Origin of the sequence: Paraburkholderia solitsugae, from assembly GCF_013177695.1 — a bacterium.
GTDB classification, from domain to species: Bacteria; Pseudomonadota; Gammaproteobacteria; order Burkholderiales; family Burkholderiaceae; genus Paraburkholderia; species Paraburkholderia solitsugae.
Genome location: NZ_WOEY01000026.1, coordinates 1 through 13,271, shown reverse-complemented (window position 1 = coordinate 13,271; position 13,271 = coordinate 1). Strand labels below are relative to the sequence as shown.

The window sequence follows — 13,271 nt, the reverse complement described above, 5'->3', positions numbered from 1 at the left end:
ATCAATTCGAGGATCGAATCATGGCGTCAAATGAGATTCGCCGCGGCGCGGCGGAAATGACCATGGCCATGCTAATGTCCGGCACCATCGGCTGGCTGGTGGTGTCGTCGCAGCAGAGCCCGTTCAATGTGGTGTTCTTTCGGTGCATCTTCGGCGGCGCGACGCTGGCGCTTGTGTGCGCCGTGCTCGGCCTGTTCAGGCGCAAGCTCTTTTCGTGGAAGATGCTCGGCCTCGCGCTGCTCGGCGGCGCGGCGATCGTCATCAACTGGGTGTTGCTGTTCGCGGCTTATTCGCGCGCCTCGATCTCGATGGCAACCGCCGTCTACAACACGCAGCCGTTCATGCTGGTCGCGCTCGGCGCGCTGGTGTTTCGTGAGCGCATCAGCGCGTCGACGGTGGCCTGGCTGGTGATCGCGTTTATTGGCCTCGTGTTCGTGGTGAAGGTCGAGCCCGCGGTGCTGGCCGTGCCGGGTCAATATCTGACCGGTGTCGCCTATGCCGTGGGCGCGGCGGCGATGTACGCGGTCTCGTCGATCATCACGAAGCGCCTGAAGGGCACGCCGCCGCATCTGATTGCGCTGATCCAGGTATTGCTCGGTGTCGTGATGCTGGCGCCGTTCGTGCGCTTCGATGCGCTACCGACTAGCGGCGTGCACTGGCTTGAGTTGATCGTGCTCGGTATTGTCAACACGGGGCTCATGTATGTGCTGCTCTACGGCGCGATCCAGAAACTGCCGACCTCGATGACCGGTGCGTTGTCGTTCATCTATCCGGTGGTGGCGATCATCGTTGACCGGGCCGCGTTCGGGCAGAAGCTTGCGTGGATTCAGGTGCTCGGTGCGGTGCTGATCCTGCTCGCGGCCGCAGGCGTGAATCTCGGCTGGCGGATCGTGCCGCAGAAACGTCTGTCCTCGACCTAGTGATTGAAGTGCCGGTCAACCGGCCGGCAATAGTATGGATTCCGGAGCAACCGGCGCGCTGCCTTGTTTGTGTCAATGAGCAATGATGGTCAGCCCGCACGACTACGAGGCTTCGTAGCGTGGCCTGTATACAGGTTTAAAAGGCAGCGTCAAGCTTTTGTAGGGAAACCACTGATGCGGTCAAAAAACCGGTGCGCGTATCATTCACCCCGACGCTGATCACGTCCGACAGAATTTCCGCCGCTCGCCTTGATGGTCGAGCGGTTTTCTTTTTGTGGCGACGCTTTAGGTGTTGTGCGTGTCGTACGCCGCTTGCCACCCGACCGCCTGCGCGGCGCGCGTCAAGCCTGGCGTGCGACGACGCGCTCGCCATCGATCTCCAATGGCCCGGTTTTGGCCGCCAACTCCTCCACGATCGTGTGCACCAAGGTGGACCATTCGCCTCGCGGCTTGAGCATCGCGGCGGCGGCGTGCATCGCGGCGGCATCGTCGAGCATCTGAAGCAACGTGTTGAAGCTCATCGCGCGGACTTCGAGCAGCTTGAATACAATCAACACCTTCAGCGCATTCTTCGCATTACGCGCCGGATCGGCGCGTAGCCACGCGACGCGTGAAAACGCCCGCTCAAGCGCCTGCTCGACATTCGTGAAGGGCGAGCCATGGCCGGGAATCACGAGCCGGACGTCGAGCTTCGCAATGGCTTCGAGCACCGCCTGCTCCTCGGCGAAACCGCTTTCACCTTCCAACTCGGGAAAGATCACACCGAAACCGTTTTCCCACAGCGCGTCCGCGCTGATCAGGATGCGTTCGTCCTCGCAATACAGCATCAACGAATGCGGATCGTGACCCGGAGCGCCGAGCACTTGCCAATCGAGCGCGCCGAGCCGCAGCTGCGCGCCGGGCGAGATCGTCTCAGTGAAGGTGAAACGCTCGCAGCGCTGGCCGGTGGCGCGAAACGTCAGACGCGTTTCGTCCCAATGGCGTACCGCGTCGGCCTCGGATGCGGGAATCGCGGTACGGCACGGCCACGCCGACTGCAATAGCGCGTTGCCGCCGCAGTGATCCGAATGCAGATGTGTGTTGACGATCAGATCTAGCGGTCGCGCGCCGAGCGATTGCAGCACCAGCGCGACGGTTTGTGGCGCATGCGTCGCGTAACCGGTATCGACGAGGGCGGCACACGTGTCGTCGACCAGCAGCACGTTGTTCGACGACAGCCAGCCGCGTTCGAAGACTCGGATCGATTCTGGTAGCGTGATCATGGTGCGCTTGTGTCCGCGTTAGTGTCCGCGTTTGAATTCGCCGATGCTTCGGGTTTCGGCATCACCAGGATTGTCGAGGTGCCGGTCAACATCGTCTCGCCGCGCTGATTTACCACGCTTCCCTCCAGATGCGTCAGATCGCCGTTCAGACTTGGCTTCCAGTACGCGTTGCGCACACGCCAGGTGATCGTCAGCGTATCGTTCGCATGGACCGCTTTCTTCAGCTTGATATCGAACTCGAGTCCGAGCGGCTGCGCGTAGGTCGAAAAATGCGTCGCCAGGAGCGACATGAAATACGCGGTCGGTTGCGTGCCGGATGCGATCAAACCCCCGAAGCGGCTTTGCGCGGCATAGGTGTCGTCGTGATGCAGCGGGTTGAAGTCGTTGACGAGCGTGGCGAACGATTTCACCGATTCCGCCGATAGCGCCAATGTCGAGCTGAACGTCTCGCCGATCGTCACGATGCGCGGCGCGGCGTTCATCGCTGCGCCTTCGCCGGGTTCGCCTGTTTTGCCATGAACTCAGCGTGGCGTTCCTCGATTGCATCCCAGACGGCGCGCTTCGCGTCGTCGTCGAACGACGACCAGCCGGCGATCTCGTCGATCGTGCGCAAGCAGCCTTCGCACCAGCCGGTCGAGGCGTCCATCTTGCACACGCTGATGCAGGGTGACGGCACGGCAGCCTCGTCGTCTTCGTTATCGATGCCCGCTGTCATAGCTTCACGCCGTCTCGCGCAGCGCCACGTCGACCACCGGTGCACCCGTCAACGCAATCAGTTCCTGCGCCGTCAGATTGAACACCGCATGCGGATGGCCCGCGGCGGCCCACAGGCTGTCGAGTTCCAGCAGATCGGCATCGATCAGCGTGATCGGTTTCGTGGCGTGACCGATCGGGCACACGCCGCCGATCGCATAACCGGTTTTCTCGCGCACGAACTTCGCATCCGCGCGGCCGATCTCGCCGACTTGCGCCGCGACCTTCTTTTCGTCGACGCGATTCGCGCCGCTCGCGACCACCAGTACCGGGACATCGTCTTTGCGGCGGCGAAACAGGATCGATTTGGCGATCTGCGCAACCGAGCAGCCGAGACCAGCTGCCGCTTCCGCGGAAGTCTTGCCGGTTTCCGGCAGCATTACGATTCGTCCCGCGTGGCCGCGTTCACGCAACAACTGGGCGACGCGGCGCGCGGAGTCAGGCAAGGCGGCGAGATCGTCGGAATCGAGAGAAGCGTGGTCCGTCATCGTTTCAGGTCCTCAAATATTGGCAGGATGAGCGGCGACCGTCAGACGCAGTCGCCTTGTTCGCTGCGTGCTTTGGCGAGCAGTGCCTTGCCGGCGCGCGAGACGTTAGGCTTGCCGATCGATGTCGAAATGAAATCGCCGATCGCCACGACTTGCGCGAGATCGATGCCGGTCTCGATGCCGAGGCCATTCATCAGATACAGCACATCCTCGGTCGCTACGTTGCCGGTCGCGCCCTTCGCATACGGACAGCCGCCGAGCCCTGACACGGAGGCGTGGTAAATCTCGATGCCTTCCTGCAACGCGGCGTAGATATTCGCGAGCGCCTGACCGTAGGTGTCGTGAAAGTGCCCCGACAGACGTTCGCGCGGAAACACCCGGGTGACCGCCTCGAAGACTTCGCGCGTGCGCTTCGGCGTGCCGACGCCGATCGTGTCCGCAATATCGATCTCATCGCAGCCCAGGGCCGCGAAACGCTCCACCACATCGACCACCGAGGCCACCGGCACCTCGCCTTGATACGGACAACCAAGCGCACACGACACGCTGCCGCGAATTCGCAAGCCATGTTCCTTCGCAGCCTGCGCGACGGGCGCGAATCGATCGATGCTTTCCGCGATGCTGCAATTGATGTTCTTCTGCGAGAACGCTTCGCTGGCCGCGCCGAAGATCACGATCTCGTCCGCGCGCGCCGCGAGCGCGCCCTCGAAACCGCGCAGATTCGGCGTCAGCACCGAGTAGATCGTGCCGGCGCGGCGCTCGATGCCGGCCATGACGTCGGCGCCGTCGGCCATCTGCGGCACCCATTTCGGCGACACAAACGACGCCGCTTCGACGTTACGGAACCCCGCTGCCGACAAGCGGTTGATCAAGTCGATCTTGACGGCGGTGGGGACGAATTCCTTCTCGTTCTGCAGTCCGTCACGCGGACCGACTTCGACGATTTTGACGCTTTGGGGCAAGGCCATGATGTCTCTCCTGTGTCGACCGGAGTTTGCGCTTTAGCGCTTACTCCGGTCCCATGCAAAGCTGTCCATCGGAGTTTGCGCTTTAGCGCGTTACTCCGGTCCCACGCAATGAGCCCGCGCGTGGCGGCGCTCCTTCAGTTGCTCAGTTTGATTCGGTGGCGGTGTTCAAAACCCGTGCTCGATGTCTGTGTTCAGTATCCGCGCTCAGTATCCACGTTCAATATCGACCACGCCGCTTACCGCTTCGCCGCGCATCAGCGCCGACATTTTCTGTGCGACCTGCGCGACGCTCTCTTCGCGCAACGTGAGCGCGGACATGTGCGGCGTGATCGTGATGCGCGGCTCCTGCCAGAACAGATGATCGGGCGGCAGCGGTTCTTCACGGAATACGTCGAGCGTCGCGGCGGCGAGCTGGCCGCTAGCGAGCGCTTCGAGCAGATCCTGTTCGACCAGATGGCCGCCGCGTGCGACGTTGATCAGATACGCACCCTTCGCGAGCTTCGAGAAGGTGTGCTGGTTCAGCACGTCGCCCGTATCCGGCGTATGCGGCAGCAGATTCACCAGCACTTTCACGCCGTCGAGAAACGCGTCGAACTGTGCAACGCCAGCAAATGTCGTGATGCCATCGATTTGCCGCGCACTGCGGCTATATCCGCGCACCGGCATTCCAAACGCCGCGACCGCTTGCGCGACATGCGCGCCGAGCACACCAAGCCCGAGCACGCCGACGGTGAAGGTCTCGCGTGGGTGCGGATCGAGCACTTCCCAGCGGCGTTCGCTTTGCAGCGTCTGGTATTCGTCGAAACGGCGCAGGTAGCGCAGCACGGCATGCGTCACGTACTCGGCCATTTGCAGGGCCATGCCGGTGTCTTCGAGCCGGATCAACTGGGCGCTGCGCGGCAACGTGCCGGGTTGCTCGTGTTCGAGCGCGAGGATTGCATCGACGCCCGCGCCGAGATTGAAGATCGCACGCAGGCCGTCGCGGCTGGCCAGCATCTCGCGCGGCGGGCGCCACACGACCGCGAAATCGGCTGGTTCGGTGTCGCCCGTCTGCCATTCGCGCAGTTCGGCTTCCGGCAGCACGCGGGCGAAGTCGTGAAGCCACGCGGTGGCGTCGGCATGCGGCATGTAGAAGAGGATTTTCATACGGTCCGGAAGGCGCGCGCGTTGTCGAGTCGGATGACGGGAGAGGCCCGATAGAACGGCTGCAACGCCCGTGGCGCTTCAGACGACGTTTGCGGCATGGGGCCTCCTCCTTTTATGGATAGGCTTCATTCTACTTTTTCGACGCGAATCGCGCGCGTTTGCGCACGGGCGTGCGGTTTAGGCCTGAGCCTCTGGCTCGGCCGGGCGAAGCGATCGGCCGTGCATTTGCCCCATAAACAAAGCACAAAAACTTGGTTCGCCCTTGCGGCGCCCGGCGGGACAATCACTGTCCGGATTCCGGCAGCGAGGGACTGACATGCTTTCATGCACCAAATCGACATGGCCGCCGCGGCTCGTTACCGTTCCCGGCCTGCACGGCAGCGAGGGCGCGCACTGGCAAACATGGCTCGAACGGCAATTCGCACGCTCGTTGCGCGTCGAACAGGCCGACTGGGATGCCCCGGACGTCGCTGTCTGGGCGAGGTCGCTGCGCGATCTGCTCGCGCGCGAACGTGGGCCGTTCGTGCTGGCCGCCCATAGCTTCGGTTGCCTTGCGACCGCGCATGCACTGCAGCAGGCGTCGTATGCGAACGATGTCGTCGGCGTGCTGTTCGTCGCGCCCGCGAGCCCGGAGAAATTCGCTTTCGCCGGACCGTTCGACGCGCGGCGTCTCGGCGTGCCGTCGATTCTGATCGGCAGTGAAACCGACCCGTGGATGCCGCTCGCCGGTTCACGCGATCTCGCGCAGCGTTTCGGCAGCGCGTTCGTGAATCTCGGCGACGCGGGACACATCAACACCGCGGCGGGATTCGGCCCGTGGCCGCGTGCCAAATATTTCGTCGACACGCTGGTGCATTGCGCGGCGCCGCTGCGCTTTCGCGAGGAGGCGTTCGAGGTCGCGCAGCACGCGTTCGTTTGAGTGTTTCACCCGGCGTTTGGGCATCAATCGCAGTGCGGGCGATCAAGTAACCAGACACATAGCTGAGCGCGTAATCGAATGTGAGTGAACAAGTAAGCAATCCGTTAGAATCCCGCTTCACGCCGCTCGTTTGTGCGGCCACAGATTTTCATCATCGATAGGCGGGGACAGGATGGCAGGCAAGGCGGGGACATCGCGCTGGCTGGCAGCCGGCATGACGGCAATGACGCTCGCGCTCGGCGGCATCTCGACGGCACACGCAGACACGTCGCTGCTCAATGTGTCGTACGACGTGACGCGCGAACTGTACAAGGACATCAACGCCGGCTTCGCCACGGCATACAAGCAGAAGAGCGGCGAGACCGTGTCGATTCGCCAGTCGCATGGCGCGTCGAGCGCGCAGGCGCTGTCGGTGTTGCAAGGGCTGCAGGCTGACGTCGTGACGATGAACCAGCCGAACGACATCGACCTGCTCGCCGAAAAGGGCCAACTGGTACCCGCCAACTGGCGCGCGCGTCTGCCGGACGACAGCGCTCCGTACACCACGACGATGGTGTTCCTCGTGCGCAAGGGCAATCCGAAGCACATCAAGGACTGGGACGACCTCGCCAAACCCGGCGTGCAAGTGGTGATCGCCAATCCGAAGACCTCGGGTAACGGCCGCTACACGTATCTGGCTGCATGGGGTTATCGCAAGCAACACGGCGGCACCGATGCCCAGGCGCTCGACTTCGAAAAGGCGATCTTTAAGAACGTGCCGGTGCTCGATACGGGCGGCCGCGGTGCGACGACGACTTTCACGCAACGCGGTATCGGTGACGTGCTGGTGACGTTCGAAAACGAAGTGTCGTTGATCGACACGGGTGTGGGCGCGGGCAATTTCGAAGCGGTATATCCGTCGGTGAGCTTGCTGGCCGCACCGCCGGTGTCGCTCGTCGACAAGGTGGTCGACAAGCGCGGCACGCGCAAGGAAGCGCAGGCGTATCTCGACTATCTATGGTCGCCGGCCGCGCAGGAAATCATTGCGCAGCATCATCTGCGTCCGCGCGATAAGAACGTGCTCGCGAAGCACGCGGCTGAGTTCAAGCCGATCAAGACCTTCACCGTCGAAGAGATGTTCGGCAACTGGCAGAAAGCGCAGCAAACGCATTTCTCCGACGGTGGGACGTTCGATCAGATCATCGTGGATAAGAAGTAAAGCGCTGCCTTAGAAGTAGAAAGGCCGCCTCGTTTCTGAACGGCACTCTAAAAAGTTGGACATTCGTCCAACGATTCGGGTGCAGCGCATTTCCGAGGCGGCCTTTTTTATTGCGCGTACTTGCTACGCTGCTGAACGTCCGGTTCTTTAGTTCGGCGCAGCGTGCTTATCGCAGCTATGCTCGCAACCGCTTTGATCCAGCGGCATCTGCTGCGCCGCTTCCGCGCGAATACCGAGGCGTTCGAGCAGCTTGCGGTCTGCTTCCGCTTGCGGGTTGCTGGTAGTCAGCAACTGATCGCCGTAGAAAATCGAGTTCGCGCCGGCGAGGAAGCACAAGGCCTGCAACGCTTCGTCCATCTGTTCGCGACCTGCCGACAGACGCACCATCGCGCGCGGCATGGTGATGCGTGCAACTGCAATCGTACGGACGAATTCGAACGGATCGATCGCTTCGGTGCCGGTTAGCGGCGTGCCTTCCACTTGGACCAGGTTGTTGATGGGCACTGATTCCGGATACGGCTCCATGTTCGCCAGTTGCGCGATCAGGCCGGCGCGCTCACGGCGCGATTCGCCCAGACCGACAATACCGCCGCAGCACACGTTGATGCCCGCATCGCGCACGCGTTCCAGCGTGTCGAGACGGTCCTGATACGTGCGCGTCGAAATGATCTGGCCGTAGAACTCCGGCGACGTATCGAGGTTGTGGTTGTAGTAGTCGAGGCCCGCTTCGCGCAGACCTTGTGCCTGATGTGTTTCCAGCATGCCGAGCGTCACGCAGGTCTCGAGGCCCATCGCCTTCACGCCGCGGATCATGTCCTTGATCGGTTCGAGGTGACGGTCCTTCGGATTGCGCCACGCCGCGCCCATGCAGAAACGCGTCGCGCCGTTTTCCTTGGCGACCTTAGCGGCAGCCAATACTTCATCGACCGGCATCAGCTTGTCGGCTTGCAGGCCGGTGTCGTGATGCACCGACTGCGGACAGTACGCGCAATCTTCTTCACAACCGCCGGTCTTGATCGACAGAAGCGTCGACAGTTGCACGGTGTTGGCGTCGAAATGTTCGCGATGAGTTTGCTGCGCGCGGAACATCAGGTCGTTGAACGGCAGTTCGTACAACGCGACGATGTCTGCGACGCGCCACTTGGCCATCGGCTTGGTACCTGCTGCTGCGTTGTTGTTGGCGGCGGCCGTGTCGGCTGGCGTCGGAGCGATGTTCAGTTGCGTCATGTCGTCAATCCTCATGGATGGATGTAATGGGTGTTCAGCGCTGCGTGTGACGCAGCGTCTGCAGGAGTCGGTTGATGTCGAGTTGATCCGCCGCGAGTTCGGGCGAAGCCGGTTTCAAATGCGGCACGATGCCGAGCAAGGGGGCGTCGTGTTCGCGCGCAAGATGCTCGCGAATCGAGGCGATGTTTTCGTCGGGGAACGTCATGTCCGGATCGACGCGGTTGGCCACCCAACCCGCAAGCGTCAGCCCACGCGCGGCGATGGCTTCGGCGGTGAGCAGCGCGTGGCTGATGCAACCGAGGCGCATGCCGACCACCAGCACGACTGGCAGCTTCAGCGCGACGGCGAGATCGGCGGTGTCCTGCGTGGCGGTCAGCGGCACGCGAAAGCCGCCGACGCCTTCAACCACAACGATGTCGGCTTGCTTCAGAGCTTGCGTGTGGCAATCGACGATATGGTCGAGATCGAACGTGACGTTTTCCAGCGCGGCGGCGATGTGCGGCGCGGCTGGTTCTTTCAGCAGATACGGCGTGCGAATTGCCGGCGGCAGCAACACGCTCGACGCGGCATCGAGTTGATCGGCGTCTTCGTTATGCAACACGCCGTTCATCTCGAACGCGCCCGCGGCGATCGGCTTCATCGCGGCGGCTTGCAGGCCTTCGCGGACGAAACCGCGCAAAAGCGCCGAGGATACAAAGGTCTTGCCGATTTCCGTATCGGTGCCGGTGACGAATAGAGACAGCGCGCTTTGACTCGAGCTACTCATGCCGCCTTCGCCCCGAGTTGTTGCAAGCCCGCTTCGAGCCGGTCCAGATCCGCTTGCGAATGCGCGGCAGAAAGCGAAATGCGCAGCCGCGACGTACCAGTGGGGACGGTCGGCGGACGGATCGCCGGTACCCAGAGACCCGCACGGTCGAGCGTGGCGGCGATGTCGAGTGTGGCTTCGTTCGCGCCGATGATCAGCGGTTGCACGGCGGTGTGCGAATCGACCGGCAGCCATGGCGTCGCTTTTAGCATTGCGCGCGTGCGTTCGATCAGTTGCTGGAGATGGGCGCGCCGCGCGTCACCTTCGTCGCCGCCGATGATGCGCAGACTCGCCGACACCGCATGCGCCGCCGCCGGCACCGACGCGGTCGTGAAAATGTACGGTCGCGCGCGCTGCACGAGCCATTCGATCACGGTCTCATGCGCGACGACGAATGCGCCCGATACGCCTGCCGCTTTACCGAGCGTGCCGATCGAAATCAGATTCGGCGAGCGCAATGCGGCCTGGGCGATTGCGCCGCGGCCTTGCGGGCCGAGCACGCCGAAACCGTGCGCGTCGTCGACGATCAGCCATGCGCCATGCTGTTCCGCGAGTTCGAGCAGACGCGGCAGGGGCGCGATATCGCCGTCCATACTGAATACCGTATCGGAGACGATCACTTTGACTTCGGCGTCCGAGGCCTCGAGCATCGCGCTCAACGCTTCCGTATCGCAGTGCGGATAGATCTGCACTTCAGCGCGAGACAAACGCGCGCCGTCGATCAGCGACGCGTGATTCAGCGCATCGGAGAAGAGCGTCGTGCCGCGGCCTGCGAGCGCGGTGAGCGTCGCGAGATTCGCCATGTAGCCGGTGCTGAAGTAGAGCGCGCGCGCATTGTCGACGAAGCCGCCAGCGAATTCAGCCAGATCGTCCTCGAGCTGCGCATGCGCGCGCGAGTGGCCGCCTAGCAGATGCGAACCGCCGCTGCCGGCGCCGTAGCGCTGCGCACCTTCGGCGATGGCGGCGATCAGTTGCGGATGCGCGGCAAGGCCCAGATAGTCGTTACTTGCGAAGCCGATGATCGCGCGGCCGTCGACCGTCATGTGCGCGGCGCACGGCGTGTCGGCGATACGGCGACGGCGGCGCAGACCGCGCGCGTCGATTTCCTTGAGGCCTTCTGTGAGTGTGTCGAGCAGGTGCATTAGCGGGTCTCCGCGAGCGTTGCTTCGAAGGTGTCGCGAGTGCGCGAGGCGAGCAGCGCGATTTCTTCGTCGTCCAGGATGTAGGGGGGCATCAGATAGACCGTCGTCGAAATCGGACGCAGCAGCAGTTCGCGCTGCAACGCGTTTTCGAAGAAGCGGCGCGAGAATGTTTTGGCTTGCTGAGCGTCGTCGATCACTGCATCGAACGCGAAGATCGTGCCGCACTGACGCAGATTGCGCACCTGCTTATGTTCGGCGAGCGGCGCGAGCGCGGCCTTCAGCTTCGCGGATTTCTGCATGTTGACGGCGAGCACGTTGTCGCTTGCGAAGAGATCGAGCGTGGCGAGCGCTGCGCGGCACGCGAGCGGATTGCCCGTGTACGAATGCGAGTGCAGGAAGCCACGCGCGGTATCGTCGTGATAGAAGGCTTCGAAAATTTCATCGCGCGACAGCACGATCGAGAGCGGCAGATAGCCGCCGCTGATGCCTTTCGACAGACACAGGAAGTCCGGCCAGATGCCGGCTTGTTCGCACGCGAAGAACGTACCCGTGCGACCGCAACCTACGGCGATTTCATCGGCGATCAGATGCACGCCGTACTGATCGCAGAGCGCGCGCAATCCGGCGATATACGACGGATCGTGCATCGCCATGCCGGCCGCGCATTGCACGAGCGGCTCGACGATCAGCGCGGAGATTTTCGAGGCGCGTGCTTCGAACAACGAGCGAACTTGATCGAGTGCGCGGCGCGACACATCGACTGCGCTTTCACCTGGTTGCGCGAGGCGCGCATCGGGCGATGCAACGACATGTGCGTTGCGGATCAGCGGATCGTAGGCGTCTTTGAAGAGCGCGACATCGGTGACGCCGAGCGCGCCGATGGTTTCGCCGTGATAGCTGTTGGCGACGCAGACGAATTCCTGCTTGTCGGCGAAGCCGCGATTGCGCCACGAGTGGAAGCTCATCTTCAACGCGATTTCGACGGCGGATGCGCCATCGGACGCGAAGAACGCGTGGCCGAGCGTGTTGTTCGTGAGTGCGCCAAGACGCTCCGCGAGTTCGATGGCTGGCTCGTGTGTGCAGCCGGCGAGCATGGCGTGTTCGAGCGTGTCGAGCTGGTCTTTCAACGCTGCATTGATACGAGGATTGGCATGACCAAACAGGTTGACCCACCAGGAGCTGATCGCGTCCAGATACCGGTTGTTCGCGCGATCGTAGAGCCACGCGCCCTGGCCTCGTGCGACCGGGATCAGCGGCAGGCGCTCGTGGTGTTTCATCTGGGTGCAGGGGTGCCAGACGGCACGCAGGCTGCGGGTGATCCAGTCTTCAGGAGATGCTGACTTTTCCAAAGGGGTACTCCGAGGTGCTTTTTGCCGTTGCACGGCTGGCTTTTTTAGGGCCATTTCATTCGCGCTGCGGGTTTTTCTTTGCGCTGCGCGCGGCCTTGGGGAGGCGTGAGGGATCGAGATTAGCGGTTTATTTCGCGCTGTGCACTAGGGGTTGGGGTGGTGGTTTTTGCCTGCGGCGCTGGGGTTTGCAGCTGTTCGATGCAGGTCGTTTCAGTTTTGTTCGGAAGGTCGCTGATCGACGGAGTTGACGACGACAAAGTAGTTGGACCTTATGGGCGGGAATTTGGGGTTTAAGGTGCGGATTTGCCTCCGGCGGTGGGGGTGCTTGTTTTTTTGCCTGCTCGGCGGTTGTTCTTCTGTATGCCTGCGGCGTTGGGCTTTGTCTGGTTTGTCTGCCTTCGCGGCGCTTTTTGGTTGTGCCCTTACGGTGTTGGCCTTTCCTTGATTTGTTATTGGTTTATTAGCGTCGCCCCTGTGCGGGGCGGGCACTTACTTCTCTTTGCCGGCAGCTATGTCTCCGGTCTATACACCGGCCGCAAAGAGAAGTAAGCAAGAGAAAGCGGCTCAAACCGCTAATTCTTAAGTGGGTCCCCCGCACAGTTGCGGTAGTGGTGCATCTGGAATCCGTGCCCTCGCACCTTCAGCGTCAGTGACAAAGGGCTCATCAGCTCCCACTCCGCACCGCGTGCGTCGCGGACGGGTATGCATGCGAAACCAGGGGCCTCGTTCGTGCGCGGTGGGAGCCATCGGCTTCGCCTCGGACGAGTCTGCCTGAGAAGCCAAGGGCTTCGTTTGAGGGCGTTGGAAGCCGTCGGCTGTGCCGCGGCGAAGTGCCAAAAGTTATCTGCTTCGGGAAGTGCCACTTGGCGCTTCTAGCGACCGACAAGTCGCGACAGCGTGTACAGGAGTGACTTCGCACTTCGAATGAAGCGCAGGCGCTTTGCAGAATCGTTGGTGAGGCAACGGCGAGCCGCGGCGCCGAGTGAGGCACACGCGCGAAACGAGCAGACGGTTCTGTGAAGTACCTTTCGGCGCGCGCAGCGCCGCCGGAAGAATGATGGCTTTGTCACCAGGGCTGAATGTGCGAGTGCACG

The 13,271-nt window shown here is 62.4% G+C and carries 13 protein-coding genes; 3 read left to right on the top strand and 10 right to left on the bottom strand.

Going from position 1 to position 13,271, the window contains the following annotated elements; genetic code table 11:
- The first annotated feature begins 20 nt into the window (after positions 1 to 20).
- The gene (locus GNZ12_RS06395; RefSeq protein WP_172309550.1) at positions 21 to 920 is read left to right on the top strand and encodes a DMT family transporter; all 900 of its coding nucleotides are present in this window, start codon (positions 21 to 23) and stop codon (positions 918 to 920) included.
- A gap of 341 nt (positions 921 to 1,261) precedes the next feature.
- On the opposite strand, the gene GNZ12_RS06390 is transcribed toward GNZ12_RS06395, so the two are convergent.
- The 6 genes from GNZ12_RS06390 to GNZ12_RS06365 all read right to left on the bottom strand — a co-directional run bounded on the left by GNZ12_RS06390 (position 1,262) and on the right by GNZ12_RS06365 (position 5,537).
- Positions 1,262 to 2,182 carry an MBL fold metallo-hydrolase gene (locus tag GNZ12_RS06390; RefSeq protein ID WP_172309549.1) on the bottom strand — a complete coding sequence of 307 codons (921 nt, stop codon included), beginning with the start codon at positions 2,180 to 2,182 and terminating at the stop codon, positions 1,262 to 1,264.
- A complete protein-coding gene (locus GNZ12_RS06385; protein ID WP_172309548.1) occupies positions 2,179 to 2,664 on the bottom strand; it encodes a MaoC family dehydratase in 486 nt (161 codons plus the stop codon). The genes GNZ12_RS06390 and GNZ12_RS06385 overlap by 4 nt, the downstream gene beginning before the upstream one ends.
- Complete coding sequence (locus tag GNZ12_RS06380) at positions 2,661 to 2,897, bottom strand: DUF1289 domain-containing protein (protein WP_172309547.1); 237 nt, start codon at positions 2,895 to 2,897, stop codon at positions 2,661 to 2,663. The genes GNZ12_RS06385 and GNZ12_RS06380 overlap by 4 nt, the downstream gene beginning before the upstream one ends.
- Positions 2,898 to 2,901: 4 nt before the next feature.
- Complete coding sequence (locus GNZ12_RS06375; protein ID WP_172309546.1) at positions 2,902 to 3,423, bottom strand: YbaK/EbsC family protein; 522 nt, start codon at positions 3,421 to 3,423, stop codon at positions 2,902 to 2,904.
- 41 nt (positions 3,424 to 3,464) lie between these two features.
- Positions 3,465 to 4,391: a hydroxymethylglutaryl-CoA lyase gene (locus GNZ12_RS06370; protein WP_172309545.1), complete on the bottom strand. Its 927-nt coding sequence runs from the start codon at positions 4,389 to 4,391 to the stop codon at positions 3,465 to 3,467.
- Between the two features lie 204 nt (positions 4,392 to 4,595).
- Positions 4,596 to 5,537: a 2-hydroxyacid dehydrogenase gene (locus GNZ12_RS06365; protein ID WP_172309544.1), complete on the bottom strand. Its 942-nt coding sequence runs from the start codon at positions 5,535 to 5,537 to the stop codon at positions 4,596 to 4,598.
- A gap of 316 nt (positions 5,538 to 5,853) precedes the next feature.
- On the opposite strand from GNZ12_RS06365, the gene GNZ12_RS06360 reads away from it, so the two are divergent.
- Together GNZ12_RS06360 and GNZ12_RS06355 are read left to right on the top strand one after the other, a co-directional pair.
- Positions 5,854 to 6,456, top strand: a complete 603-nt coding sequence (locus GNZ12_RS06360; protein ID WP_172309543.1) for an RBBP9/YdeN family alpha/beta hydrolase — start codon at positions 5,854 to 5,856, stop codon at positions 6,454 to 6,456.
- A 172-nt stretch (positions 6,457 to 6,628) separates the two neighbouring features.
- A complete protein-coding gene (locus GNZ12_RS06355) occupies positions 6,629 to 7,654 on the top strand; it encodes a sulfate ABC transporter substrate-binding protein (protein ID WP_172309542.1) in 1,026 nt (341 codons plus the stop codon).
- 147 nt (positions 7,655 to 7,801) lie between these two features.
- On the opposite strand, the gene bioB is transcribed toward GNZ12_RS06355, so the two are convergent.
- The 4 genes from bioB to bioA are packed head-to-tail and all read right to left on the bottom strand — an operon-like array spanning position 7,802 to position 12,177.
- The gene (gene bioB / locus GNZ12_RS06350; RefSeq protein WP_172309541.1) at positions 7,802 to 8,881 is read right to left on the bottom strand and encodes a biotin synthase BioB; all 1,080 of its coding nucleotides are present in this window, start codon (positions 8,879 to 8,881) and stop codon (positions 7,802 to 7,804) included.
- A gap of 34 nt (positions 8,882 to 8,915) precedes the next feature.
- A complete protein-coding gene (gene bioD, locus GNZ12_RS06345; protein ID WP_172309540.1) occupies positions 8,916 to 9,647 on the bottom strand; it encodes a dethiobiotin synthase in 732 nt (243 codons plus the stop codon).
- Positions 9,644 to 10,828 (bottom strand): 8-amino-7-oxononanoate synthase, encoded by a 1,185-nt coding sequence (gene bioF, locus GNZ12_RS06340; RefSeq protein ID WP_172309539.1) that lies wholly within the window; start codon positions 10,826 to 10,828, stop codon positions 9,644 to 9,646. The genes bioD and bioF overlap by 4 nt, the downstream gene beginning before the upstream one ends.
- Positions 10,828 to 12,177 (bottom strand): adenosylmethionine--8-amino-7-oxononanoate transaminase, encoded by a 1,350-nt coding sequence (gene bioA / locus GNZ12_RS06335; protein WP_172309538.1) that lies wholly within the window; start codon positions 12,175 to 12,177, stop codon positions 10,828 to 10,830. The genes bioF and bioA overlap by 1 nt, the downstream gene beginning before the upstream one ends.
- Positions 12,178 to 13,271: the final 1,094 nt, after the last annotated feature.

Coding starts and splice junctions, on each gene's coding strand:
- GNZ12_RS06395 (WP_172309550.1), top strand. CDS start 21: ATGGCGTCAAATGAGATTCGCCGCGGCGCGGCGGAAATGACCATGGCC.
- GNZ12_RS06390 (WP_172309549.1), bottom strand. CDS start 2,182: ATGATCACGCTACCAGAATCGATCCGAGTCTTCGAACGCGGCTGGCTG.
- GNZ12_RS06385 (WP_172309548.1), bottom strand. CDS start 2,664: ATGAACGCCGCGCCGCGCATCGTGACGATCGGCGAGACGTTCAGCTCG.
- GNZ12_RS06380 (WP_172309547.1), bottom strand. CDS start 2,897: ATGACAGCGGGCATCGATAACGAAGACGACGAGGCTGCCGTGCCGTCA.
- GNZ12_RS06375 (WP_172309546.1), bottom strand. CDS start 3,423: ATGACGGACCACGCTTCTCTCGATTCCGACGATCTCGCCGCCTTGCCT.
- GNZ12_RS06370 (WP_172309545.1), bottom strand. CDS start 4,391: ATGGCCTTGCCCCAAAGCGTCAAAATCGTCGAAGTCGGTCCGCGTGAC.
- GNZ12_RS06365 (WP_172309544.1), bottom strand. CDS start 5,537: ATGAAAATCCTCTTCTACATGCCGCATGCCGACGCCACCGCGTGGCTT.
- GNZ12_RS06360 (WP_172309543.1), top strand. CDS start 5,854: ATGCTTTCATGCACCAAATCGACATGGCCGCCGCGGCTCGTTACCGTT.
- GNZ12_RS06355 (WP_172309542.1), top strand. CDS start 6,629: ATGGCAGGCAAGGCGGGGACATCGCGCTGGCTGGCAGCCGGCATGACG.
- bioB (WP_172309541.1), bottom strand. CDS start 8,881: ATGACGCAACTGAACATCGCTCCGACGCCAGCCGACACGGCCGCCGCC.
- bioD (WP_172309540.1), bottom strand. CDS start 9,647: ATGAGTAGCTCGAGTCAAAGCGCGCTGTCTCTATTCGTCACCGGCACC.
- bioF (WP_172309539.1), bottom strand. CDS start 10,828: ATGCACCTGCTCGACACACTCACAGAAGGCCTCAAGGAAATCGACGCG.